Origin of the sequence: Vibrio sp. 1167, assembly GCF_033340375.1 — a bacterium.
GTDB lineage: Bacteria > Pseudomonadota > Gammaproteobacteria > Enterobacterales > Vibrionaceae > Vibrio > Vibrio alginolyticus.
In genome coordinates this window covers 17454-42952 of record NZ_JAWOWK010000014.1, presented here as the reverse complement: position 1 = coordinate 42952, position 25499 = coordinate 17454, and the positions used below count along the sequence as shown (strand labels likewise).

Annotated in this window: 19 protein-coding genes and 1 pseudogene; 16 read left to right on the top strand and 4 right to left on the bottom strand. The window is 40.8% G+C overall.

Going from position 1 to position 25499, the window contains the following annotated elements:
- The first annotated feature begins 49 nt into the window (after positions 1 to 49).
- The 9 genes from R7Z78_RS20810 (at position 50) to R7Z78_RS20770 (ending at position 10783) form a co-directional block, all read left to right on the top strand.
- Positions 50 to 1891 (top strand): VWA domain-containing protein, encoded by a 1842-nt coding sequence (locus R7Z78_RS20810; protein ID WP_169643958.1) that lies wholly within the window; start codon positions 50 to 52, stop codon positions 1889 to 1891.
- Between the two features lie 381 nt (positions 1892 to 2272).
- Entirely contained in the window at positions 2273 to 2557 is a 285-nt protein-coding gene (locus R7Z78_RS20805; protein ID WP_140301903.1) for a hypothetical protein, read from the top strand.
- A 387-nt stretch (positions 2558 to 2944) separates the two neighbouring features.
- A complete protein-coding gene (locus R7Z78_RS20800; RefSeq protein ID WP_025624995.1) occupies positions 2945 to 3280 on the top strand; it encodes a hypothetical protein in 336 nt (111 codons plus the stop codon).
- Positions 3267 to 4445: a toprim domain-containing protein gene (locus R7Z78_RS20795; protein ID WP_140301902.1), complete on the top strand. Its 1179-nt coding sequence runs from the start codon at positions 3267 to 3269 to the stop codon at positions 4443 to 4445. Before R7Z78_RS20800 ends, R7Z78_RS20795 begins: the two co-directional genes overlap by 14 nt.
- Positions 4445 to 4687 carry a hypothetical protein gene (locus R7Z78_RS20790; RefSeq protein ID WP_025624993.1) on the top strand — a complete coding sequence of 81 codons (243 nt, stop codon included), beginning with the start codon at positions 4445 to 4447 and terminating at the stop codon, positions 4685 to 4687. The genes R7Z78_RS20795 and R7Z78_RS20790 overlap by 1 nt, the downstream gene beginning before the upstream one ends.
- A 271-nt stretch (positions 4688 to 4958) precedes the next feature.
- A complete protein-coding gene (gene traF, locus R7Z78_RS20785; RefSeq protein WP_025624992.1) occupies positions 4959 to 5954 on the top strand; it encodes a conjugal transfer protein TraF in 996 nt (331 codons plus the stop codon).
- Between the two features lie 17 nt (positions 5955 to 5971).
- Entirely contained in the window at positions 5972 to 7369 is a 1398-nt protein-coding gene (locus tag R7Z78_RS20780) for a conjugal transfer protein TraH (RefSeq protein WP_025624991.1), read from the top strand.
- A gap of 2 nt (positions 7370 to 7371) precedes the next feature.
- A complete protein-coding gene (locus R7Z78_RS20775; RefSeq protein ID WP_169643956.1) occupies positions 7372 to 7848 on the top strand; it encodes a conjugal transfer protein TraG N-terminal domain-containing protein in 477 nt (158 codons plus the stop codon).
- The gene (locus tag R7Z78_RS20770; RefSeq protein ID WP_318116996.1) at positions 7799 to 10783 is read left to right on the top strand and encodes a conjugal transfer protein TraG N-terminal domain-containing protein; all 2985 of its coding nucleotides are present in this window, start codon (positions 7799 to 7801) and stop codon (positions 10781 to 10783) included. The genes R7Z78_RS20775 and R7Z78_RS20770 overlap by 50 nt, the downstream gene beginning before the upstream one ends.
- Before the next feature lie 239 nt (positions 10784 to 11022).
- Here R7Z78_RS20770 and R7Z78_RS20765 read toward each other — a convergent pair whose 3' ends face one another.
- Positions 11023 to 11259 (bottom strand): hypothetical protein, encoded by a 237-nt coding sequence (locus tag R7Z78_RS20765; protein ID WP_140301993.1) that lies wholly within the window; start codon positions 11257 to 11259, stop codon positions 11023 to 11025.
- Between the two features lie 263 nt (positions 11260 to 11522).
- Between R7Z78_RS20765 and mobI the strand changes: the two genes are divergently transcribed.
- Positions 11523 to 12071, top strand: a complete 549-nt coding sequence (gene mobI, locus R7Z78_RS20760) for a conjugative transfer protein MobI(A/C) (RefSeq protein WP_140301992.1) — start codon at positions 11523 to 11525, stop codon at positions 12069 to 12071.
- A 10-nt stretch (positions 12072 to 12081) separates the two neighbouring features.
- The gene (locus R7Z78_RS20755; RefSeq protein ID WP_140301991.1) at positions 12082 to 15021 is read left to right on the top strand and encodes a 3'-5' exonuclease; all 2940 of its coding nucleotides are present in this window, start codon (positions 12082 to 12084) and stop codon (positions 15019 to 15021) included.
- A 486-nt stretch (positions 15022 to 15507) separates the two neighbouring features.
- Here R7Z78_RS20755 and R7Z78_RS20750 read toward each other — a convergent pair whose 3' ends face one another.
- Positions 15508 to 15909 (bottom strand): DUF1413 domain-containing protein, encoded by a 402-nt coding sequence (locus tag R7Z78_RS20750; RefSeq protein ID WP_104975178.1) that lies wholly within the window; start codon positions 15907 to 15909, stop codon positions 15508 to 15510.
- 467 nt (positions 15910 to 16376) lie between these two features.
- On the opposite strand from R7Z78_RS20750, the gene R7Z78_RS20745 reads away from it, so the two are divergent.
- Positions 16377 to 16817: a hypothetical protein gene (locus R7Z78_RS20745; protein ID WP_140301990.1), complete on the top strand. Its 441-nt coding sequence runs from the start codon at positions 16377 to 16379 to the stop codon at positions 16815 to 16817.
- 947 nt (positions 16818 to 17764) lie between these two features.
- Here the strand turns inward: R7Z78_RS20745 and R7Z78_RS20740 are convergent.
- The gene (locus R7Z78_RS20740) at positions 17765 to 18400 is read right to left on the bottom strand and encodes a recombinase family protein (RefSeq protein WP_031847521.1); all 636 of its coding nucleotides are present in this window, start codon (positions 18398 to 18400) and stop codon (positions 17765 to 17767) included.
- 195 nt (positions 18401 to 18595) lie between these two features.
- Between R7Z78_RS20740 and R7Z78_RS20735 the strand changes: the two genes are divergently transcribed.
- The 4 genes and pseudogenes from R7Z78_RS20735 to R7Z78_RS20720 all read left to right on the top strand — a co-directional run.
- A complete protein-coding gene (locus R7Z78_RS20735; RefSeq protein WP_016151373.1) occupies positions 18596 to 18838 on the top strand; it encodes a type II toxin-antitoxin system ParD family antitoxin in 243 nt (80 codons plus the stop codon).
- Entirely contained in the window at positions 18831 to 19130 is a 300-nt protein-coding gene (locus tag R7Z78_RS20730) for a type II toxin-antitoxin system RelE/ParE family toxin (protein WP_016151372.1), read from the top strand. The genes R7Z78_RS20735 and R7Z78_RS20730 overlap by 8 nt, the downstream gene beginning before the upstream one ends.
- Positions 19131 to 19213: 83 nt before the next feature.
- A complete protein-coding gene (locus tag R7Z78_RS20725; RefSeq protein WP_140116173.1) occupies positions 19214 to 22219 on the top strand; it encodes a Tn3 family transposase in 3006 nt (1001 codons plus the stop codon).
- A 34-nt stretch (positions 22220 to 22253) separates the two neighbouring features.
- Positions 22254 to 22581 (top strand): annotated as a pseudogene (locus tag R7Z78_RS20720) (transposase); the annotation flags it as partial.
- Positions 22582 to 22720: 139 nt separating this feature from the next.
- Here the strand turns inward: R7Z78_RS20720 and R7Z78_RS20715 are convergent.
- The gene (locus R7Z78_RS20715; protein ID WP_169643952.1) at positions 22721 to 24946 is read right to left on the bottom strand and encodes a TonB-dependent hemoglobin/transferrin/lactoferrin family receptor; all 2226 of its coding nucleotides are present in this window, start codon (positions 24944 to 24946) and stop codon (positions 22721 to 22723) included.
- Between the last annotated feature and the right edge of the window lie 553 nt (positions 24947 to 25499).

Here is a 25499-nt window from a genome sequence, read left to right as displayed (position 1 = left end):
GGCAAATACTGCCCTTGGGGTCTAGTGTTTGCCCGTAAAGGAAAACACTATGAACAAGCAAAATCAGCTTATACACAATTCCCTACCATTAATCGCAGCCGGACTTGGAGACAAGTTAGGTGTTCGTATAACGGTATCGGGTAATCAGGCGTGGACCGATGGTAAAACCATCAACATTCCAGATTTCAATATCAAATCGAAAGAACACAAAGATGCGGTACTTGGCTTTGTGTCTCATGAAGCTGCACACCTCAAATTTGATTCTTTCAACCTGCAAGGTGACTTCAGTTCCGCAGCGTTGCAAAACTATTGGAATATCTTTGAAGACTTGCGAATTGAGAATGCAATGATTGAAAGCATGGTAGGTACTAAGAACTGGATTAACCAAATCTGGATCAACCGTCAAAATGACGGTAGCCGACCACCAATCCAAACTGACGCAGAACCGGCAAGCTGTATTTGTGAATTATTACTGATGACTTGTCGTGTTAATCATCGGGGGCAAACGCACTTACAGCCTTACTTAGATGCTGCTGAAGACGCATTTTGTCTCAACCTTGGGTTCAAGCTTTATATGCAAGTCAATAACTTGTTAAGCAATGAACTTCCTAACCTATCTTCATCTAAAGATGCTTACGACTTAGCGGTAAAGGTAAATACCCTTATCAATGAGTTTGATCCTGATGAAGATGAACCGGATGAGACAGATGAGCCTAGTCCAAACAGTTCGAGCCAAACACCGGAGGAAAGTAATCCAGGTGACTCGGCATCTCCTGATGAATCAAATGAACCTGACAGTTCAGATGAAACAGATGAGGGAGCAGGGCAAGCTAATGATGCTGAAAGTGAAGAATCCAACTCGCAAGGGTCGGACAATTCACAATCTAGCAGTGTAGATCCTGAACAGTCGATGGAGAGCGAAGGAAATAACTCTAGCTCAAATTCGACAAGTTCTGGTCAGCACGACTTAAATCAACCAACGTCAGAGCAAATCAGAGCAGCAATACAAGCAGCAAATGATTCAACTGAAACGTTTGACGATATGAGTAGTTTCGCTCAATCGCTCGAAGTATTGGCAGAAGCCAATCCAGAGCAATCCAGAGTGTCGCTACCAGAAGTCATCAACGTTGATCCCATAAGCGGAATACGTTGGGGGATTGAGTCAAATGTGAATAGCACTTCATCGCAGATTACTGCAAAACTGCAATCCATCGTTGAACATGAAATGAGAGTGCGCTGTAGAACGAAGTCTTCAGGTTTAAAACTGAATTCTAAAACTTTACACCGTTACGCTGTAAATGATGCTCGGCTTTTCAAACAGAAAAGCAAAAAGCTTCAGATCGATACAGTTGTTGAAGTCTGTGTAGATAACTCAGGCTCGATGACATCTCGTAATCTGATGAGCACAGCAAGGGAAGCACAGCTAGCTCTTGCAAAGGCTCTATCTCGAATCAATGGGGTAGGCATCGGTGCATCTGCGTTTCCTGACTCCGATTGCGATAGCAACATACTTAACTTGTTAGACGAAGGTGAAAGCGTCAGCAAACTAGCCATGCGTTACCACAAAGTAGATGGTAGGGGAGATTCCACCCCAACCGCTTCTGCATTGTGGCATTGCATACGCAAAGTATGTAGCAGCAGAAAACATCACAAGGTCATCATCATTATCACTGATGGTTATCCGAATGGTGGTCAAAGAGAAGAACTTGCTCGTTTGGTCAGTAAAGCTACCCAAAGTGGCATTACTGTTATAGGCGTTGCCATTGGCACCATTTCTAGTAACAAACAAGCGTTCTACCAATACTTCCCTAACGCACTGTTCATTCAGGACATTAGAGAACTCAAATCAGAGTTATTCAAAGTAGCTAAAGATATTTTAGTGACTCGGTAACTTATTAATATCAAACCCAAGAGGGCAATTACTTTTGCCCCTGGGCGCAGTGTTTGTCCTCTAACTATTTAAAGGAAAACACTATGAGTACAAAAAAGAGTCAAATCCGTTTTGCTTTTCGGTTACGAAAGCTAAATGGCGGCTCGGATAAGTATGGCAATTGTGAGGCTTGCAATAGGCACTTTGACACCGGATACCTTCTGGTCAAACAACGTGTTTATTACAGCGCACTAAAAAAAGCAGAATCTTTAACTCATCATGGGTGCAATGACACTTTTGGTCACAAAGACTGCGTAGCCAAGCTTACTGAAAATTAATCCAACCCAATCGGGCAATACTGCCCGTAGGGAATGGTGTTGCCCTTTTTTAAGGAACAACATCATGGAACAGCTATTAACTCCACTAGAGGTTCAGAGCCAAACCGAGTTTTATGGTGTATGGACTGAAAGCGAAATCGTTATGATGCAAGAGGGCATGTTAATTCAAGCTCTTAATGAAATTAATGACGGACGCAAATCTAGCACAATGCGGAAAGAAGCAATCGAATGGTTAATGAACGAAAGTGATGAACCATTTAGTGCCGATATCTGCGCATTAAGTTGTGGCTATGACATAAACACCTTACGTGCTTATCTACGCCCAATTGTTCGGAAATACTACTCTTAACAATCCACTTCTAATTTGATACCCGCCCACACCAAACTCAATTTAAGCCTTGTGCTTAAAGGTCATGATTTGGTGATAGGGCATAAATTTGCGTCTAACTATTGGGCACAAATTTATGGGTTATCACTCATACACCCAAACGGGGCTATTTCCCCGTATGGGGATAGTCCCTGTTAATCAGGAGGCTACATGAGCATTTCTATCCCTCTCGCTATTGTTATTGCTATCAAGGTATCTGTTATCGCTTATGCGTTGCAGGTATATGGCACTCCGATACCTGAGAGTTCAGGCAAGTAATTCTATCGACTTCTTCTACTTGGGGCTTTTCAAAGCCTTGCCTGTCCCTTGCGGGCTTCGAAAAGCCTCAAGGACTATAGGAGAAGCATCATGATAGGCATTACTACACAACCAACCAATCAAAAACATCATTTACAGGCACAGCAAAATCAAAGCCTTGTAGATGACATTTCAAATCCAACTTGGACTGACCAAATGATTGAAGATCTTCAATACGGCATGATCAAAAGTGCTATTGACGATATTCGGGATGGTCGGAAATCCAAGTTAATGCGGCAAGAAGCAACCAAATGGCTACTAGAAGATGACTATGTTCATCCTCTGTCATTTTGCAATTGTTGCCGTTCATTAGGTTTAGACGCTGAGCTTTTACGTTCAATGCTTAGCCGTCTACTACAAGGGAGATTCCACTATGAATCAATCTAAAGTAGCTGTAGTAAAAGCAGCGGCAAAGGGTCGCTGGTTAGAGGTTCTTGAGGCTGTCGCGCCAAGTCTTTCCGAAGCAACAAAAAACGTTGAGAACCACGTACCTTGTCCAATAAATGGTGGTACTGATGGATTTAGACTTTTTAAAGATGCAAAGGAAACTGGCGGTGGGGTTTCAAACCAACACGGTGTATTTCGCAATGGTTTTGACCTACTTATGTGGGTTTTAGATCGAGATTTTCAGTACGTTCTAAATGAAGTTGCAGACTATCTTGGTCTTAGTGGCAAGGAGTGGAAGGGTGCTAGTATCCAAACACAACAAACACAGCCACAACCAAAAGTGGATGCCAGTCATCTCAGAAAATGCCGGTATTCATTGCGAAAAGCATGGCAAACCGCATATGACTTGACTGCACCGGAAGCCAAGCTAGCTCGGATTTACTTGTCTCGTAGAGGCTTAGACTTAAAAAAGCTAAACCTCTATGGTTTAAGTAAAACTATGCGCTTTAACCCTGCAATGCCCTTGTATGAAACACGTAAAGTCAACGGCATTAAGAAGAACCTTTTCATTGGCAAGTTTCCAGCTCTCGTTTCGCTGGTCACTTATCCCGATGGTAAGGCAGCAACAATTCATCGAACCTTCTTGGATCATCAAGGCAATAAGCTAAAGATGGCTGTGGAAGGTATCGAGGTTAATGCTAAAAAACTGATGTCTCGATGTGAGTCTCGTCCTTTAACGGGAAGCGCAATACACTTGGCAGAAATCAATGGAGAAATCCTGCACGTAACTGAAGGTATAGAAACAGCATTGTCAGTAAAGCAAATGCTTGCTGACAGAGGTTGTCAAAATGAACCCGTATGGGCGTGTATATCATCAACTATCTTGGAAAGCTTTCAGCCACCTAAAGGGGTCAAGTACATCTTTGTTTGGGCTGATAAAGACACTAAACGTGTTGTTCATGGCAAAACCGTAGAAGCTGGATTAGATGCTGCTATGGGGCTTGCAGAACGCCTAGAAGATAGCGATGAATGGGTCGTGATTATGTATCCGACCTGGGATATCCCAACCGGAGTTAAATCTATTGATTGGAATGATGTCTTAGTTGAACACGGCACAAGCAAATTTCCTCATCACCATACACAAATATGGAAGGGGGCTTGCTAATGATTCGTTTCATTACAGATATTCAATCTCAACAAGAGCCTGATATTCTCACGCCGAACCGGTTCAACCGGTTGTTAATTGTGAGCTTAGAGGGTCAACTGTTAGCTAGCTATAATGCGCCAATGAGTGGCTGGACACACGATGTTCTAGTCAGCCTATCGCAGCTATTCCCTCAGCAGTGGGAATATTGCGGGGCAGATGCTCTACTTGGTGATCAATTTGTTGGTTCAACAGAAATTTAATTGAGATAACCCACACGCCAAAGGCGTGTGGGATGTCTTTAACTTATACCTAAACACACTTACTCCTTTGATACATTTCCCTCTGAACACCTACTACCCGACACCCAACACCAAACGTCTTAACATTGTTAAGTTGTTCGCTTATCACACTGTTCTAATAATACCCGCAACGCAATCTAGCCTCATTTCTCGCTGACTTTGGAAATTCGAAAAGTGTGAGTCAATAAGAGATGAAACACATTCCGTCGAATTAAGACTAAGGGATTATTAAATGAACAAACTCTTACTACCTATAGCTGTAGGTGTAGTCATTTCCAGTTTTGCTCACGCGCAAAACCAACCAACGCAAACCAAGAAACAAACATTAGCTAACGAAAGTGGCAGCGATAACAAATACTTCGCAGATAGTGAAAGAGGTTGGTATTGGTATGAACAACTACCGCAAGATGAGAAAGAAAAGTTCCTAGAAAAACTAAAGCAGGAACAACCGCAACCTACACCCAAGCCAGCCAAAACCAAGCCAGAAGAACAGCCACTATCAAGCGCATGGTTTAGAGAGAATTTTCAAAAATATGCTGATGCCGCGATGAACAATCCATATGACCAGGAGGCAATGCGAACTTATCTGTATTTAGAAAAGTTTATGCGTGATCGCGCCGTTGCGTTTGGTATGGAACGACAAAAAGCGGTAATGGCTGAACCGTTCCTTGACCAAACCTCATCTCGCCCAATCGCTAACTTTGGGATGAAGACTATGAATGTACAAGCATCTCAAAATAAGCATGCGCTACTAGAGGAAATGGGTAACGAGTCCGGCTTATATTTCTTCTACCGTAGTGAAGATGTATTCAGTGAACAGCAAGCAGAGCTAGTGGCACAGTTACAGTCGGAATTTGGCTTCACTGTATTCCCTGTTTCAATGGATGGCACACCTCCACCAACCGTTCTTGGTGAAGCCTTTGAAGTCAACACAACACAAGCCCAATCACTAGGTATTCAAGTCCTACCCGCTACGTACCTGTTCAACCCAAACACCAGAGCAATTGAACTAGTAGGTCAGGGGATGCACTCCATAACCGACCTAAAGGATCGCATTTTGTTTGCTGCATTGCGTTCAGGTCTGATTGACGAACAACAGTACCAATTAACCAAACCAAGCGGTCTGTATGTTGATCCAAATGGCTACGTAACCGGTGGACTTCAAGTTCCTGAGAATGCCCCACAAGAATTTCAAAAACTTTATCAACAAAGCTTATCAGCGCAATAAACAAGGAGATTACTGTAATGAAACTAAATCTATTAACGGGCAGCTTGTTTATGGTCGGCTTATTAAATACACCACTTGCTACTGCAAGCTTAGATGACCAAATGCGCGATACCTTCAATATGCTAACCAACACAACAGATCCTAATGCCTATAACACTGCTCGTCGAGGCGTGATATCCGGTGGTAGCTTGTTTATGAAAGCTCCTATCAAACGCTCAAACTTAGTATCTGCAACCGCGCCATCAGTATCCGCAGGGTGTGGTGGGATAAATCTGTATGGCGGTAGCTTCTCGTTCATTAACAAAGATGAATTTATTCAAACATTTCAGGCAATTGGCGCAAATGCTCTTGGATATGGTGTAAAACTGGCTTTGCAATCAGCGTGTCCAACCTGTGAACAGATCATGACTTCTCTGGAAAAAACAGCGCAGTTTGTCAACGACATGAATATTGATAGCTGCCAAGCGGCGCAAGGCATTGTTAATGCGGGAATAGACTTTGCGACAACGGCAAAAGCCGATACATCAGCGAAGACTCTCGGTGTCAACAGCGGTCAATGGGAAGACCTAAACGAAGCATGGGGATGGGCTAATGAAGCTGGTCGCTCTCCATCTAAAGTTTTGGCTACAGCTGATCCTACAACCACGAAAGAAAAAATCACTATCAATGCGACATGGAAAGCGATGAAGGAAAGCGAAGTTCATAGCCTATACGGTGGAGATGACGAGTTCCTAGAGTTACTTATGACCATGATTGGTACAGTAGTAATCAAAAACGGAAGTAGCGATCCAGAATCAGATCCTAAGCCTACGGTGTACCAGGGACGTACCATTAGACTAATCGACTTAATAGACGGTGGCACATTCAAAATTTATGACTGTGATACATCGGATAAAAACGGCTGTCTAAATGCACCGCTTGCACCATCTAAATCTGTCACTATCAAAGGGTTACGTGAGCGTGTATATGATGCCTTGCTTGGAAGCGATGGTGTCATTGTTGCCTACCAAAATGACACTGAGTGGAGTACTAACGCAAAACAAACTCTCAAGTTCCCAACGATGATTGGTCAGCTTTGTAATCAAAAAATCTACCAAGCCGCGGTTAACGGCACAGTGGCTACGGTTGGTACTTACATAGCCAATACCTGTGCGGAGCGTTTGGCTCTTGACCTCGCATACATGCAAGTAACGTCCTACATCCAAGTTACACAAGCTGCTCTTAAAAACCTTTTCACTACTGACAGTCAAGAATCAGCGAAAACGCAAGCTGAAAAGGTGCTCCTAGATAGCTCTAAGTACTATCTGGAAGAATATAACCTTCTATCTAAAGACTCTGATTTCCAAGATATCAAAGCGAAGCTTGATAGTGTCAACTTTGGTGAAGGTGAAACCAATACACTGACAGGTAAGTAATTATGGTTTGGAACATTGTAAGCTTTGGGGATGTGGTAACACTTCAAACCGTTTTTAACGCTGTTGGTGCAATATCGGCTAACTCAACTTACAAAGCAGCAGCGGCGGCTGTTGCTTTGTTAGTGTTCGTTATCGCTATGCTTTCTTCAGTGTCAGATGGAAAGCAGGAGTTACCCATACCACGACTACTAGCGGCGTTTTTCATATACGTTGCTGGATTCAATACATTGGGTACAGTCGGCATTGAGAATAGATATGATGGCACTACCACCACCATAGACAACATTCCTATTGCCATCGCTGTACCAGCTTCGCTAATCAGTAATATTGGGTTAGAGCTAGCTGAACTGACTGAAACCGCATTCGGCAGTACCAACCCGCAGGAACGTGTTACGGAGAGGGGCTATCTAAGCCCCTTAAAAGCATTGGCTGCATATAGAGATATCGCGTATAAGTCCTGTCCGGCAGGGGGATGGTAACTCTGTATTATCCGGCTATAGATTTTGTCCTAGTTTCCACAATTACATGCGTGACTGTGCGATGGTTAAAGCAAAGCGAGATGGTTTGACTCGAACCATGAAAGAAGGGGACTTTTTTACTAACATTCAGTTCAATTCATCGTCATTCGCAACATTTTTAGTGCGCTCAAGCGGAGTTATCGAAGAACAAGCCTGTAGGGACGCATACGCAAAAATTATCACCATGATCAACTCTGGTGATTTCAGCACCATGTATGCCCACTTCAACGAAAGAATGGGGGTACGTACTGGCGAGGACGTAGAGAGCGTTACTAGTGATGTCCTCGCTTCAATTGGCGCTGATGCTGCTATGAATCGTAATCTGATGAAGACGATGATGGCAAGCAAACTCGCTGAAGAAGGTGAGCTATCGTTCTACTACAAAAACAATGCTTCCGACTACGCAGAAAACCTACAAAGCTCCGTAGAACAGAGAAACTACGGCTGGATCATCCAAGGAGAGATGTGGGTACAAATCGTAAACAAGTTCATTGCCATAATGGAATGTTTGCTATACGCCCTCACACCGTTCATTGGCTTGATGGCGCTATGTGGCTCTGTAGGCTCCAAGACGCTACTTCTATTCCTACAGATGCTTGCGGTCATTCAATTAATCCCGATGCTACTGGTTGTCGCTCAGAGTGTTGTTATGGGGCAGATGGCTAGAGCAGTCACAGAGATAGGATTGCAATATGAAACTGGCTCAATTGAATGGATACAAGCAATATTTGAGCAAGCAAAAGATCTCTTAGGTTTAGGGGGAATGATTGCGGCTACTATCGTACCGGCTATGGCTATGTCGCTCGTTACCGGCTCTGGCATGGCGATGATGGGAGCAATGAAAGGTGCAGCAGCAACCGCTAAAGACACAGATGCCACACCGGAAATATCGAAACAGGGTGGCGCTATTGAAGATTGGGGATCATTAAACAGCGGTACTCGTGATGCGTATGGAAACACCATGACTCAGAGCGCGGAATCGCGTGTCGGCAACATTTCAAGAAATTTGGCGAACTCAAGTTCTGTATCGGATGCCCAAACTAGGATGCAAACAGCACAAGCGAATTACCAGCAAGCAGTCGAGAATGCCCTAACCAATTCGAACGGTAATGCTTTCAGCACTAACGAGATACTAAAGGCAGGTCAGTCTATTAATTCCGGCTCAAGCACCATGCAAAACTTCGCTGAGAAACACCTCACATCTCTTGCTGACTCATATGGTCTACAAGGACAAGAAAAGAATGACTTCATTCAGGCTATGTCTGCCGGACTCCAATTAGTTGGCACTGGTGGGAAAACGGCTGAGCAATTTGCAGAATCTCTATCGTCAAATGTAGCCAAAGCATATCAAGACGCGACATCAGGTGAAAAGGGTATTGCCCTACAAGCTAAGTTCGATGAAGCGAAAAATGCAGCCTACGAAAATGGCGAGTCTGTTACCACAAATAACAGTGAAATGGACTCACGAGCAGAGAGAGTATCGCAAGCTAGACAAGAGGTAGAAGCCAGCACTGACCAATACCAAAATGCAGTGAGTGCTACAGATACAGCGTCAATCATGAACGACGACGTAAGAATGGGACTAGCCATGATTGGACAAGACGAAAATGTTCAACGTAGCCTCGATAAACAGATTAACGAAAACAGAGATAACCCTGAGTGGTTAAGAAGATTTTCTCAGAACTATCAGGAAATGGATGGTGGCGTAAATGGTACAGATTTAGACTCTGACAGCGCCAAACTAGCAGCGTTTATGGTAACGAATAACGAACTAGGAAATATGGAAGATAACCAAGCTGTTCTTAGTCAATATCACGGACAACAACCATCTACACCAGAAGAAATCAGAACCAATGGAGTCAATCCAAATATATCTGAAGGACTACCGAATAATCCAAAATATGGTGATTTGGATAGGCAACCAATTGTTGCTCCAACGCAAGGTGTAGTACCAGATAGTCTTAATGTCGATGAAAATGATCCGCTATCAGGAAATAGAGCTAACTTGATGGGTAATTTCACCAAGAATGCTAATGACGTTGAACAATTTGGGGATGACTTTTTCAACAGTGACCAATTTAAACAGTATCAAGACAAAGTTGATGATATGAAGCAAAGGCTAGGAATTGACGATGATACCAATATTGTTCCTCTAGAACATACACAAGAGAATATAAAGGACTCAATTGCTAGCATGCTATCTGACGGTTTATTTGACGATATTTCACAGAAAGTTGGACACGTTGCAAACCCAATATCTGAACAGGTAGATAATGCAAAAGAAGCCGTATCGAATGCATATAACACAATGAGAGCTGCCTTTTATGAATCACCAGTAGGACAAGCAGAGACAGAAGCGACTGAGGTTATTTCTGAAAAGTTCAATGCACTAAATGAATATTTGGACAGCAGTGAAGCGTTAGATAACCCACAGCAATTAAATGAAACAGTTAGTGGGTTTATTGATGATGTTAGTGGAGAAATGGCTAATCTATTCACATACGAAAATGAATCTAATACGCCAATTGTACCTAAAGAACCTGAACAATCTGAAGATGATAATCACACCTCAACATCACAGACTAGCGATAACGAAATTATTTCCCCTCTAGTTGATGAGAATGGAAACCAATCGGAGGAAAGTACTATAGGCGAAAATAGTTCACCTATAGTGAGTGATAATTTAAACTCAAACAACGAACCGTTTAGACAGGGCAATGATAGTGCGCCTGAATACAGTACCAATTATCCCCACTACGAAAAAATAGCAAATGACAGACAGGAAGAAATAGAAAAAGAAGAAAGGAGAGATGAAAATAGTAGAAATGAACTTGAAAGATTACAGTCAATAGATGACAACTATAATCCAGTAGGGGTCGATGACATACCTCGATAGAAAAGAAAAAACCTCGGATATTTCCGAGGTTTTTTTATAAGCTTTCATCATATTTGTTTTTAATAGTGTTAAAACCATCCTTATCTATAGTTGCATCACCTTTGAATTTCACATCAGGATAACTAGGACTAGAATTACCTAAGACTGAACCATAAACACATTGAATATCACCTTTAATGAGCTTATATATAATGTAGACAAAAAACGATATAGCAATACACAAAAACATAAACTAACTCCTAACGTCGAATTTTAATTGGCGCATCATCATAAGTGCCAACACTCTTATTAAAAACCACACTCTTATCTACTTCAACAAAATATGCTCTATAAACAAGGTAACAACAAACACCTATAAAAGCGTCAAACAAACCAAATCCATAATTTATATATCCAAAAGAAAGAATTGCGAATATAATTATGAAAACGGTAATGTCCCCAATTTTCCATAATATGTTGATTGACCTGTCTTTCATAACCACCTCCATTTACTGATATAGTAACAAATAAATATAACTTCCAAAACATAGAGCGCATAAGAAAAAATAGAACAGCACCATAGTACAGTATTCATAATTAGAAATCACAAGATCGTTCACATAGAGCCAAAAACCTCCATAAAAGTCTTCACTTTGGCAAGCGATTTACCCTAGAGCCAAAAACCAGCTTTTTTGGCTATGTATCTTATAGTGCCAAAAACCTACCTTTTTGGTTACTACATTTGTTATGGTATGATTTGATGAAATCAACTTATATCATGATCACTGGTATTGGAGATTACATGCAAGCGATAGTCGATGCTATCTACGAAGAAATAGATGGCTTGTATAAAAAGACAGAAGCGATTCAAGGTGTTTGGCGAAGGGCTATAGCAGAGAGAGAGTTCAATAGGGACTATTCAGATAAGAGAAACATTGAGTCAACAAATTATGAAATGCGAGTCGAGTTTGTAGGGTTTAGTTTCCGTGTTCGTTGGCATGAAGTTCGGTTTGTTAAGAATGGAAATAAAACTCTACGGTTAATAAAGTCTATTGCTGTACCTGAAAGCGGTAAATATAAGGCATCACAATTTGGTAAGGCTCAAGAATGGGAGCTTCTTCTTATAACAAGAATGGAAGATGCTCTATCAGAAATCCGTTACCAATTAAAGCATTTAGGCAAAGCTCATAATGCAGTCGTTTGGGCTTCCAAACGTTCTAAGCAAAAAATCAAGACAATAGAAATTAAACATCGTGTTGAGAAAACAAATCGTTCTATCAAAGCGATTAAAGAGTCATTGAAAAAATAGGATGTAGTTGATGGAAATAAAAGTGAGAACAATTGGCGAACATGATTTAACAGATGAAATGAATGCTTTAATGGATGCAATTGAAGCGAAAGAAGATGTTAAGGGATTCGCTTATGCTGGCTCAGGGAAAAGTACATTCCTAAGAGCTGTCGAGAAATATCAAAAAAATAAGATGGGCATTTACCTTTGCTATAACAAATCTCTTGAGCGTGAAGCTAGAAGTTTGTTTGTTGGCACTCATGTTCACATATATACATCTCACTCTTATGCTTTATCAACGTTCAGTAAGGAAGTAAAAACAGGCTTTTTAAGAAAAGTTAATTTGAAACCTAACATGAAAATGGTACTAGACCATTCAGAGTTCAATTTGGACAATCCATTATTCAATGCACTCGACATGAAAAAGAATTGGCGTGTATTAATTGATATCTGCGATTGTTTTATTCAGACCGCATCACTTGAACTAACAGAGCTACATCTTACTGAAAAAGCTAAAAAACTAATCACCAGTAAAGTTAACAGCAAGGCAATAAAAGCGAACCAAAAGCAAGTAGCTGTATTGTACTTGGTTAATCACGCTAACTTATTGCTAAAGTCGATGTTTGATACGAGCAATGAGTGTTATTGCTCACATGATGGATACGTTAAATATTGGCAGCTTTCAAAGCCAGTTATTAACTATGACTATGTTATGTTTGATGAGACACAAGATGCACCGCCAGTTCTTGTCAACGTAATAATGTCTCAAAAGATTCAGAAAGTATTTGTCGGTGATAAATACCAAAATATATATCAGTTCAAAGGCGGCGTTAATGCAATGACTGTGATTCCGTGTGAGTCATTTCCATTATCTGTTTCATTTCGATATGGACAAGATTTAGCAGACTTAGCCAGCAAGATATTAAAACACTACGATACTAGCGTAAAAATTACGGGTAGAGGGTTTGATACGGAGATTATAAAAGGCTCCGACTATGATGACTCTGACAATATGTTGTACATTGCACACACCAATATTCACTTATTGGATATTCTGATTGATTGCTATAAATCTAAGATTCCAACGGTGTTTGTTACGGACAACAAAGCCAGCTTTACATTAATGAAAGCAGAGTCCATTTTGAACATTTCACAAAATGGAGAAGGTATAGGATTTTATAAAAAGTACGACAACATTGACAAGCTAATTGCCGAACAGCGCGATTTGGAAACAAAGGTAATTATCGAGTGGTTTAAAGAAGACCGTGAAAAGTTCATGGATCTAATAATGGCATTAAGATGGACGCTCGATATTATTCCTGACAAAGCGTTTGTGAAATTATGCACCGCACATGGAAGTAAAGGCTTGGAATCTGATGTGGTGATGTTGGCTGATGACTTTAGTGCCGTTGAAGCTGCGTTCGGTGATGGACAGCCACTTGCTGAAGATGAATTGAATCTGATTTATGTTGCTGTAACCAGGGCGAAGAAGAAGCTCATTTTGTCTGATACGCTGTACGATGCTTTGAATAAGAGCCTGGCATTCACACTCAAGCGCCATAAACCCGCGAAGTGTATGTCTGACAACCTCATTCCTGAGTCTTACCAAGTGAAGGGCAAAAAAGCCAAATCAAAACCTAAACAGCCAGTCGAACCTGCACAGTCAGCAGAAAGCAACCTCGCTGCAGAAACTCACAGCGTCCAACCGGAACAATCAAATTCAAACCGCGCAGCTTCTAACAAACCAGCTTCGGATAGCGAGAACCAGGCTAAGAGCACTAAGCCTGATGAAAAGTCCTCTCTTTTGGTCAGCTCATCAAACAATGCACCGAACAAGGAAATGGCTATCGTGGTGGGGCAATCAAAGGAAACGGGTGAGAATATGCTTTGGTGTCCAACGGATACCAGTTTGTACTTAAACCCTAACCTTGCTGTCGCCGGTACAATGGGAACCGGTAAGACGCAGACGGTGAAAAGTATCGTCACGCAGCTTCGAAGACAGAAAGAACTCAACACCGGTGGCGAGTCACTTGGCATCCTTATCTTTGATTACAAGTCAGACTACGTTGATGATGAGTTCGTTAACGCAACAGGTGCAACCGTGTTAGAAGCGAACAATCTACCGATTAACCCGTTTGCTTTACACTCAGACCACCGCTTAGCGTTAATGAACAATGCTAAGGTCTTCATCTCCACATTGAGCAAAGTTTTCCGTTTGGGAGTAAAGCAGGAGCAAATGCTAAAGAACTGCATCCTCGCAGCCTACGAGAACAAAAACATAGACAATGGTGATGTCAGTACCTATAGCAACACTCCACCGACTCTGAGGGACGTTATCGCAGTTTATAATGGTCAGCGTAAGATTCCTCAAGATTCCCTTACCTCTGCGCTTTCTGACCTGTATGACTTCGAGATATTTGAGAGCAACGGAAGAAAGTGTAAAACGCTCTATGATCTCCTTGATGGGAATGTTGTAGTCGTGACATTGGGTGGTATTGTTCCAAACTTACAAAATCTCATCGTTGCGGTACTTTTAGACCAGTTCTACACACAAATGCATCTAGCCCCAAAACCAAGCCCAATTGGTCAGAATCGAGCGTTGAAAAAACTAGTGCTCGTAGACGAGGCGGACAACTTCATGGCGAATAACTTTCCGAGCTTGCGAAAAATACTCAAAGAAGGGCGAGAGTTTGGGGTAGGGTGCCTATTGTCAACTCAGGGACTAGACCACTTCCAAACTAGTGAGAATAGCTATAGCGATTACATGACAGCGTGGATAGCTCACCGCCTCAACAACCCAAAGAGCAAAGATGTTGAGCAACTTCTAAACACCAAAACGAAACAGGAGCTTGAAAACCAGTTAAACATGGTTCGAGAGTTAGAGAAACACCACTCTCTTTTCGTTGATGGCAAAAAACATGTTACTCATCAACATTCAACAATGTTTTGGAAATTGATTCAAAATTGTTAAGCTTATCAACGAGGAGTATCCAATCAGGGACGCTCCTCTTTTTTTAAAAGGAATAAAAATTTGAAGAAAGTAAAACTTTCCGTAGCTGCTAGCGTTCTAGCAGTGAGCCTATCAGGTTGCAGTTGTGTGAGTAGAATAAAGTTTGTATACCAAGTATTAAACTATCATACTAAAATGGCAGCGATCGCATCGGTACGCTGCCATTTCTAAAACGTTTTTGCCCCATTATTGGTTTCGTCTAACAAATTTGCGATTTCAATCAGTCGTAATTTACCCAAATATAACTCATGTGACGTTAATAATAGTTATGCGGTGAGAGTGAAATTTTAATTGGATTGGTAAGTCGCTTCGGGACAATTTCGTTTTAGCGAAAAGGCTAATTTAGCAAAGCATGAATTATTAAAAGTATGGAAAAAGTCGCTTACGTGAGTGTGCAGTATCATTAATAGCTCAGCATAATCGACGTGTGAGCACATACAACTGCTCTTAATTTAAATCTGGTTTTACACCTTTATCTGTTCGCTTATAAATAGCTTTATTCTCAATTGTTTTATGCGATAAAATGCCAATTTCTAATGACTCAAGCTCTTTCCTGAAGTAGCGGCCAAATGCACGAGGACTCTCCACCTGAGACCATGCATCACCAAGTAAATCAGTAAGAGAGAACTCGCTCCCTTCCTCTAACATAAATGCATTATGCAATGCGCTGTTCATTAATCTACTTTGTTCCATTTTTTTATCCTCATCTTCCTTTTTATCTAAAAATTTCACCTGATTTTTAAGAGATACATTTAGTGCATCCTCGATAGATACTCCTAGCTTATCTGCAATTAACGTAGCGTTAGACAAATCTTCGTTTTTAAACCTAATAAGTAATTCAATAGTCATATAACACCCCTAGAGGTCAAACTAAAACCGAACAAAAGAAATAGAAGTGAAACAGAAGTGATTTCTAATTCAATTGTATACCTTTCGAATTATATTACCTCAATTTAAATAAACTTTCAAGCCACTTAAAAGTTACTTGTAATTATCTTCTATGTTTAAAATTAATCATAGAAGGTGCATTTTCCTCACGACATATGCTTTAGAAGTTCATATCGAATGAGCAGGTTCGTCGATGATCTAAAAAGATTTTGTTCAAAAGTGTTTCAGCACGAGTTAAGCTAGAAAACTTCAGCTTAATGCAAGCAAATGAATATGATTGTAGTGGTAAAGCCGCTAAGCTCTTCTGGACCCTACATGCCTAAAGGCTCAATAACTCCGTCGAAGATCAATCGAATGGCTACCGTAATAGTATTGATTAACAGCTTTATAGCGACTCAGTAGACAATAAACAAAAAGATGATAACGCGATGATTAGCAAAATATTAGGAATCTTCAAAAAGAAAGCCACTATCGGAGATGTATCAGCAGAGCTGAAGCCCCTACTGGCATCTGACGTTGCTGCGCTTCAGCAAAAATTTAACTCAGGACTGAGCACCAACGATGGTGTATATCTGAATTATTCTGGTGCCATAACAGCCGCGAGCGTCGCATATGTTGCGCTCAGAGGATACCAGATAGCAGGTCGACAGCTAACAAATAGCGAAGTGGCTACCTTGTGTTTGGATATATTCGGCCACTCCGATTTAGCGGCTGAAGCTATTAGTATGTGCATGTCAGGAAACAAGCTCAGCACGGATAGTGAAATGGATCTAGCGCACAATGCTGCCACCAGTCAGTCTGACTTCTTGTTTGCCTCTGCGATGAGGTGTAATGAAAGTATGGCTAATATGTTTAAAGAACCCGAGTAAAAGGTCACTGCTTTTTGCTTGTTGGTCGAAATCTACCCATGAGCGAGATATTCATCGTTCGTATGGCAATGCGTCTCCACTTCTCAAGGTGCAAACTTTGGACAAAACTGCTCATCATCGATCTGAAATATCTGGTTCACTTTATGCGGCATTTTTCGCTATACATGCAAAACACGAACAACCTCTTAACTACTCGCTCCGAAAGAGCCTTAGTGCAATTACTACTCAATTACGGAACTAATAGCTGAGTTTATGATAACTGTAGTTATAGTAAGAACCAGAATTACGCTGCGCTCATATTGCCAAATCTGTAAGAGCTTGAGTATATACAAAATATTAGGCATTTTAGAACACTGCTTAACACAAGCAAATGAAAAAATTGACTATTAATATGAATCGTCATTTGTATTTAAGGGGGTTAAAATGAAGTTTCTTAAGTTTATCATTTCACTGCCAATTGTGATCATTTTGCTTGGGCTTCAGCTATTTTTTTGCCATACGCTATTGTGGCTAAAAAAAGAGAACATTGGCCAGGAGCGAAATTGCCAACAGTCATGTTTATATTAAATTTAGCGTTTGGCTGGACAATAGTTGGTTGGCTGATTCTGTTGGTTATAGCTCAAGCTTTACCGAAAATGTAATTTTACTGAAGGTGTTGGCGACTACAATCTCTAACTCGAAATGTCCACAAGTGAGAAGAAACTACAAACAAACTAGCTTAACCATGCAGGCAGAAATAACTCGTTCAAAACATCGTTTATTGAACACTTTTTGGAGGTTATGCGCATCGGCGCAGCGCAGTTTGTTATTAGCTTGCTGGTAACCATTAACCAAAGTAATGTAATTTCAGTGGAACTGGTTTGCCACTGAGTAATTACTTTAACACCGAATGGGGCATTTCTTGTTTAGGGGACTAGAGCCCATAAGGAACAGAAACGTTAAGCTTCTTATCCCAATGAACGCTCACTTGCTAACTTCTTAGCCACCCGAATTACCGTTCTAGTGGACACATTCGTCAATTTAGCGGTATCACTGATACTTAACCCATTGATAACTCTTAACTGATAGATTTTTTCATGAAGCTGGAGATCTGCTTGTCTTCCTCGATATTTTCCCTCTTCTCGAGCCTTCATGATCCCTTCAGCTTGCCGCCGCCGTCGATCTTGGTAATCTTTTCGTGCAATTGCAGCGAGCATATCCATCATCATCCCATTAATAGCCCTGATCATCGAACGAGTGAACTCGTCGGGAATGTGTGGCGCAAAAGCGATATGGCTAGTTGGTAAATCGATACTGATTACCTTAAGTTCCTTTTGGTTCAGCATTTCTTTTAATTTGAACCAACTTTCTTCATCAAGTCGAGAAAGACGATCAATTTGCTCTATTATGATCGCATCACCAATTGCAGCATCATCAAGTAATCGGAGTAATTCAGGTCTTTGTAATGAGGCTCCCGATTCATTCTCAATATACCAACCTGCTATTCGAAAGCCCTTTTGCTGTGCAAACTCCTGTAAAGCACCTTGAGCACGTTTTGCATTCTGATCAGAGGTTGATGCTCTTAAGTATCCAAAGATGTACATAAGCCCCTCAAAGTGACATTTAGATTATGATCTAAACAAGTGTGACAAATAGGTTATGACAAATCTACTTTTCGTGTCAATTTTTACGTGTGACTTATAAGTATACTTCATTGTCATACGAAGATCGTGATTTGATTTTGAATTTTAGTTGACCTATTATTGGTGTGTTAATTATTCACACATGTAGGTGGAAATATGTCACGCACAACTAGTGTTACGATTGGGTCTCAGCTAGATGAGTTTGTCGGCCAACTCATAGCGACTGGTCGCTATGGCTCAACAAGCGAAGTAGTTCGTTCTGCATTGCGGCTACTCGAAAGGCAAGAGAAACAAACCACGGCTCTAAAAATGGCGATTGAAGCCGGAGAGCAGAGTGGTCAATGCTCATTATCACTTCATGACATTGCGACTAAAGTAAAGCAGAGACACAATGTATAAACTTTCCAACCTCGCCGCAGAAGACTTTGAGCATATCTTTGAATACACCCTATTGAACTTTGGCATAGAGCAAGCGGATGCTTATACAGACAGTATGCATGACGTTTTGCTAACGCTTGCAGAACAACCTTTGATGGGTTACGAGTGCCCCGAAATTGCCGAAGGGCTTCGCCGCCACGATCACCATAAACATGCTATTTTTTATCGCCCACAACCTCATAGTATTTACATAATCCGTATTCTTCATCAGCAGATGGAACCATTGCGGCATTTCCATCCAGATATTTATTAAAATTCCTCATGGCTTACATGCCGGAAATGGGAAAACAATACGTCACTGATTTGAGTTTGTGTAACCAATAAGAGGTTTTGGCTATGCCCGTAGATTTTTTAACCACTGAACAAAAAAATAGTTACGGGCAATTTAATGGGGAGCCGAATGATGTTCAATTGGCGCGGTACTTCCATTTGGACGAGGCTGACTTAGCTTTTGTTACACAAAGACGTGGTGAACACAATCGATTTGGAGTTGCGCTGCAATTAGGTTGTGTTCGCTTTCTTGGTACTTTCTTGATCGATTTAAATCAAATCCCAACGAATACCCAATGGTTTGTCGCAAGGCAACTGAATATAACCAATATTGGTATTTTGTCTGACTATTCTCAGCGCGAAACCACACGCCGCGAGCATACCGCTCTGATCCGCAATCAGTATGGTTATCGTGAGTTTGTTTGGCCGTGGTCATTCCGGTTATCCCGCCTTCTCTATAGCCGGAGTTGGATCAGTAATGAACGCCCGAGTTTACTGTTTGATTTAGCGACCGGATGGCTGATCCAACATAAAATCCTTTTACCAGGCGCATCAACTTTAACCCGTTTAATTTCACAAATCAGAGACCGAGCAGAAAACCGATTGTGGCAGCAACTATCCAGTCTCCCAAATTCGGATCAGCAAGCTAGGTTGGATTCCTTACTACAAATTCCTGAAGCAGCCAGAACAACACACTTCGACCGTTTTCGTAAGGGGCCGGTCAATGTCAGTGGCCCTGCATTTAATGAGGCTATTGAACGTTACAAAGCACTTCAAACCTATGGAATAACTGAACTGGATTTTACTGGTATTCCTCCCGTCCGGTTTAAACATATTGCCCGTCATGCTGGAATGATCTCGGCATACAAAATAGGCCGTATGCCGGAGACTAAGCGTACTGCGATACTCGTGGCTTTTGTGAAAGCCTATGAAATTATTGCATTAGATGAAGCGTTGGATGTACTGGATCTTTTGATTACAAATATCGCTGGCGAAGCGAAGAAATTAGGACAGAAAAAGCGTCTTCGTACTCTAAAAGATTTGGATAAATCTGCACTGGCTTTAGCTAAAGTTTGTGCTCTGCTGCTAGACGACAACTTAGATGATGAGTCGCTACGTCCGTCAATCTTTGCTAAATTTTCACGGGAAAAGCTAGCGCAATCTATTTCTACCGTACACGAGTTAGCCCGACCTTATGATGACAATTTTCATGAAGAGATGGTTGAACAGTACGGGCGAGTTCGGCGTTTTCTACCAAAACTGCTCCGTGATATCGAATTTTCCGCCGCTCCTGCGGGAGACAAAACGCTTGAAGTTCACCAGTACTTAGCGCAATTACTCGACTCAAAAAAACAAATTCTTGATGATGCGCCAGTGGATATCGTATCTAATCCATGGAAGCGATTGGTATTAGATAAAGGTGGTCGGGTGACTAAACGAGGCTACACACTGTGTTTTTTGGATAAATTACAGGATAGCTTGCGCCGACGAGATATCTATGTCGAAAACAGCGATCGCTGGGGCGATCCGAGAGCCAAACTTTTGCAGGGGCAAGAGTGGCAGTCCAACCGAATTCAGGTCTGTCGATCACTGGGACATCCGCTAAACGCAAAAGAAGCCATCGATGCGTTAGTCAGGCAACTGGATACAACCTATCATCAGGTTGCCGCAAATTTTGACGATAATGGTTCGGTGGATATTGATATCTCGGGGAAACGACCAGCTCTGACCATCACAAATATTGATAGACTAGATAACCCTCCGAGCTTACAGGGATTATCCAAACAAGTTGAGGCGTTACTTCCTGCCGTAGACCTCACAGAACTACTACTTGAAGTCAATGCTCATACTGGCTTTGCCGATGAATTCACTCATATTAGCGAATCTAACGCACGTGCCAATGATTTAACGGTAAGTATCTGCGCCGTGTTACTGTCCGAAGCTTGCAATATCGGCCTTGAGCCACTGATAAAGTCTCATATCCCTGCTTTAACCAGACACCGACTCAGTTGGGTTAAACAAAATTATTTACGTGCTGAAACGTTAGTAAAAGCCAACGCGAAACTGGTCGATTTTCAGTCTACTCTTGCACTAGCTAAGCATTGGGGCGGAGGTGAAGTTGCCTCTGCTGATGGGATGCGATTTATCACACCAATAAGAACCGTCAATTCAGGTGCGAACCGAAAATACTTTGGCTCCAGCCGTGGTATCACATGGTATAACTTCGTCTCCGATCAGTTTTCTGGATTTCACGGAATCGTTATACCAGGAACACTACGAGATTCCATATTCGTACTCGAAGGGTTATTGGAACAGCAAACCGGATTAAACCCTACTGAAATCATGACAGATACAGCAGGAGCCAGTGACATGGTCTTCGGCTTATTCTGGTTATTGGGATATCAGTTCTCGCCAAGGTTAGCCGATGCAGGCGAATCGGTATTTTGGCGCGTAGATAAAGAAGCGGATTACGGTGTACTCGATGAGCTAGCACGAAACTGCGTAAATCCACAAAAAATAGAGCTTCACTGGGATGACATGATGCGTATAGCAGGCTCTCTTAAACTGGGAAAAGTGCAGGCATCAGAACTGATTCGGTCGTTGCTCAAAAGTGACCGACCATCGAGTCTTGCTCAGGCCATTATCGAAGCTGGTCGTATCAATAAGACATTATATTTACTGAATTACATCGATGATGAAGACTATCGACGCAGAATACTAACCCAATTAAACCGAGGCGAAAGTCGTCATGCCGTTGCCAGAGCTATTTGTCACGGTCAACGCGGTGAAATCCGCAAACGTTACCGAGAAGGGCAAGAAGATCAATTGGGTTCGCTTGGCTTAGTCACTAATGCCGTTGTGCTGTGGAATACCATCTATATGCAAGCTGCATTAGAGCACGTAGAACGACAAGGTGAAACACTAAAAGATGAAGACATTGCAAGACTATCACCACTCAGCCATAAACATGTGAATATGTTGGGGCATTACTCATTTACATTGACCGAACAGGTTTTAAATGGTGAGTTAAGACCGCTTAAACAGCCGTCAGAACAGGAAGATTTTGCTTAGCGTACGTTTTCGTTCCATTGGGCTTCAGACCCCATTACATGCCGAAAGCTTAGTTGAGCAACTCGATGAAGTTAATACCATCGTTTGTGATAAAGGATATGACAGCGAACCTTTCCGTACTTTTGTTAAGGAACGCAGAACGTGGCGGAGAAACGGTAATTGCTAAACGCAATTACGGACAAGATATAGACAAAGACAGCATGGATTGGTGTCTATACAAGTATCGTCACTTGGTCGAAAATGCCTTTGGGAGAATTAAGCATTATCGAGCTATTTCAAGTAGATATGACAAGCTAGAAAGGAATTATGCCAGCATGTTATCGCTGGCATTCATGTTAATGTGGCTACCGATGTATTGTTGAACACGAAATGTACAGCAAAGATCAACACGCCCTAGTCATAATCTGTTCCAGTATTGTTAGGTACTATCAAAACAGATCAATCACTTAAAGTCATGTCCGAAAATTGGGGGCCACTTCTGAGCCCCAAATTACGACAACTCTATAACTTAACTTCAAGTCCAATTTTCCAGTTTATGCCAGGGGCAGTGAATCTATTTAAGCCAAGTCCATCCTGATCTACCATGTTGGTAGAACCGAACTTTGGTATGCTACGTACTGAATCCCAAGTCTTGTATTTTTTATCCAAGATATTAAAAATGCCTGCGTTCATAGTGAAGTTTTTAGTTATTCTGTAGTTTGCGATTAAGTCAAGCAGAAAGACGCTGTCGTTAACGTAGCCCCACTCTTTTCCATCTCGGATGGTATCTTCCGCTTTCTTCTCACTTATATACATTGAACGCAAATTCAAATCATAGTTATTGGAGACGTATTTAAAGCTGCCATTGACCTGCCAAGGTTGTACACTAATTAATGAATCACCATCGCTGCCCTTACCCTTACTGTAGTTAAACGCGGAATTAAACCAAAGTTGATTGTCTAAAAGCAAATATGTCGATAGATCCACTTTGAATCTCAGATCGATGCCGTAAATGTATGCAGAGTCAACGTTTTTGTACTGGAGATGATTTTGTTCGAGGTACTTCTTTGGGAAAGTAATTGGATCATACCATGGGTTAGGCACCAGTTTTTGCTCTGCTTTCAAGTCGATAAAATCTTTGTAAGTTGTATAAAATGGACTAACCGACCAAGCAAGATCCTCTTTGCTATATCGAATGAGTATTTCATTAGTGATCCCCTTCTCATCCTTTAGATCGGGGTTTGGCTCAACTCTATTGGCGGCAATTTCATTACCAAAAGAAAAATACAGTTCATTTGGGTTAGGTGCTCTAAATCCAGAACTGACTTTATATGACAATCGCAAAGGATCGTTTACCTGTAAATCATATCTCACTGAAGCACTAATTCCATCAAAACTAGTATCTTCCGGTTTGGGGAAAGACTTACTGTAATGACGTGTCGATATTGATTTTCCGTTAGTTTTCACTTTGTTTCTGTAGTTGTCGTACCTTACACCCATCGAAAACGTTTGAAAGTCAGAAACATCCAACTCATTTAGATAAGCAAAGTGATAATGTTTCGTATCCACTGGCTCAATAATACTACTATTTGTAACGTAAGTTTTATCCAGGAATAAAATATCCGTATTATTATTTTCAAAGTTTTTTTTATCGAACCCGTAAATCAATGTTTGTGTAAACGGTAATGATATAACGTTCATCTTAGAAAATTCAAAATTCTGATTGAATCCAATCGATTTTTGGTCTTGAGAACGGTCGTATATTTGTTCTAATTCATCATTATCAAATTCATAAACAGAGCTTGTTTTTTTTTGTTTTATTTTTTGATAAAAGATTTTTGTGTCAATGTTTTGTATGTATTTACCATCTTTATCATAATTCCAATCTATAGAGTATCTCGTTCGTTCTCCTTCACTAGTATATAGCCTATGGTTAAACCCAAATAAATCCCAAGAACGTTCATCAACAGACTTATCAACAGAGAAGTTTTCGTAAGCTAATTTCAAGATATGATTATCGTTAAGTATGATATTTGACTTTACTAAAATATTGTCAGATTTTTTTCGGAGTGGATCAGGTTTCGAACGTGCTCTTCCATAAATATCATCACCACTATCTTTCGTCTTTTGCTCACGTCCTTTTGTATATGTATACAGAAGCAGTAAGTCACCATAATCTTGCTGCAGAGCAATACCTGAAGTCGTTTTAAACTCCGAGCGACTACTACTGTAAATAGTCTTATTATACAAACCGAAATCCTTATCAGATGAAATAAGATCACTCGCGTCTTTGGTTTCGTAAGACACTGCACCACCTAAACTACCGGAACCGGTGAAGAGAGAATCAGTCCCTTTGTTAATATTGACAGTTTTAACAGAATCCAATTCTATTTCATTAATCGAACCATCGAAATATCCGTATCCAACGTAAATGTCATTTTCGAAGGTTTCACCTTGATGGATACCATCTACAAGAATTGCGACCCTGTCCTGTTCAACACCTCGAATATTGAATCCACTTGTTCCAGAGTTAGACTTTTGGACAACACTAACGCCAGGTTCATTACTTACAAGGTCATTTACATCTGATACTAAATTAGCATTGATTTCATCTTGTCCAATGCTAACATCAGACTCCTTTAAAACAGCATCTTTTGCACCTAAAACTAAAACTTCGGAAAATTGACTGTCATCTTCTGCATAAAGATTAAAACTCAAAGGCACTAAAATAAATAATAAATTTTTCATTAAACTTCTGACATCTATCTTCAAAAAAAGAAGTTTTTAGACGTCCTCCTCATTTGTAAAATTAGTATTTAGATACAAAACTGAAACCGTGTAATTTCGTACGGATTATATCAATCTATTAAAAACTTTATTATGGAAATATTACTTAAACTTAAAAATTAATGATATAATATACGGTTAATTAAATTAGGTATTATTTAAAGGCGCGAAACACAATAAAATTTCAACTGTTATGCCGTTCTAGCCTCAATGTTGTTACATTATCCCTTCCCCCGATTAAGACTCATCAATGACTATTATTTATACAAATAAAGCATTGATCCATTTAACAAATGTTAACATTTAGCAGTGTTATGATTATGATGCCGTCATATTGACATAGTTACACTAGTTAATCAATAATCATTATCATTATCATTTAAGTGCAGCTTTTTGCGTAAGTTTAACTAGTTTGTGCGTTGTAATTTTTTAGGCTTTGATGTGATGGACACTCCTCCCTTCTAGCTCCGATGTACCAAACTAATGGTGCAACAAGTAAGAACATGAGTAATAA

Bases quoted from the DNA above. Each gene is read 5' to 3' on its own strand.
- R7Z78_RS20730 (WP_016151372.1), top strand. From the start codon at position 18,831: ATGTATAAACTTTCCAACCTCGCCGCAGAAGACTTTGAGCATATCTTT.
- R7Z78_RS20810 (WP_169643958.1), top strand. From the start codon at position 50: ATGAACAAGCAAAATCAGCTTATACACAATTCCCTACCATTAATCGCA.
- R7Z78_RS20790 (WP_025624993.1), top strand. From the start codon at position 4,445: ATGATTCGTTTCATTACAGATATTCAATCTCAACAAGAGCCTGATATT.
- R7Z78_RS20755 (WP_140301991.1), top strand. From the start codon at position 12,082: ATGGAAATAAAAGTGAGAACAATTGGCGAACATGATTTAACAGATGAA.
- R7Z78_RS20745 (WP_140301990.1), top strand. From the start codon at position 16,377: ATGATTAGCAAAATATTAGGAATCTTCAAAAAGAAAGCCACTATCGGA.
- R7Z78_RS20740 (WP_031847521.1), bottom strand. From the start codon at position 18,400: ATGTACATCTTTGGATACTTAAGAGCATCAACCTCTGATCAGAATGCA.
- R7Z78_RS20780 (WP_025624991.1), top strand. From the start codon at position 5,972: ATGAAACTAAATCTATTAACGGGCAGCTTGTTTATGGTCGGCTTATTA.
- R7Z78_RS20725 (WP_140116173.1), top strand. From the start codon at position 19,214: ATGCCCGTAGATTTTTTAACCACTGAACAAAAAAATAGTTACGGGCAA.
- mobI (WP_140301992.1), top strand. From the start codon at position 11,523: ATGAAATCAACTTATATCATGATCACTGGTATTGGAGATTACATGCAA.
- R7Z78_RS20805 (WP_140301903.1), top strand. From the start codon at position 2,273: ATGGAACAGCTATTAACTCCACTAGAGGTTCAGAGCCAAACCGAGTTT.
- traF (WP_025624992.1), top strand. From the start codon at position 4,959: ATGAACAAACTCTTACTACCTATAGCTGTAGGTGTAGTCATTTCCAGT.
- R7Z78_RS20775 (WP_169643956.1), top strand. From the start codon at position 7,372: ATGGTTTGGAACATTGTAAGCTTTGGGGATGTGGTAACACTTCAAACC.
- R7Z78_RS20735 (WP_016151373.1), top strand. From the start codon at position 18,596: ATGTCACGCACAACTAGTGTTACGATTGGGTCTCAGCTAGATGAGTTT.
- R7Z78_RS20765 (WP_140301993.1), bottom strand. From the start codon at position 11,259: ATGAAAGACAGGTCAATCAACATATTATGGAAAATTGGGGACATTACC.
- R7Z78_RS20795 (WP_140301902.1), top strand. From the start codon at position 3,267: ATGAATCAATCTAAAGTAGCTGTAGTAAAAGCAGCGGCAAAGGGTCGC.
- R7Z78_RS20715 (WP_169643952.1), bottom strand. From the start codon at position 24,946: ATGAAAAATTTATTATTTATTTTAGTGCCTTTGAGTTTTAATCTTTAT.
- R7Z78_RS20800 (WP_025624995.1), top strand. From the start codon at position 2,945: ATGATAGGCATTACTACACAACCAACCAATCAAAAACATCATTTACAG.
- R7Z78_RS20750 (WP_104975178.1), bottom strand. From the start codon at position 15,909: ATGACTATTGAATTACTTATTAGGTTTAAAAACGAAGATTTGTCTAAC.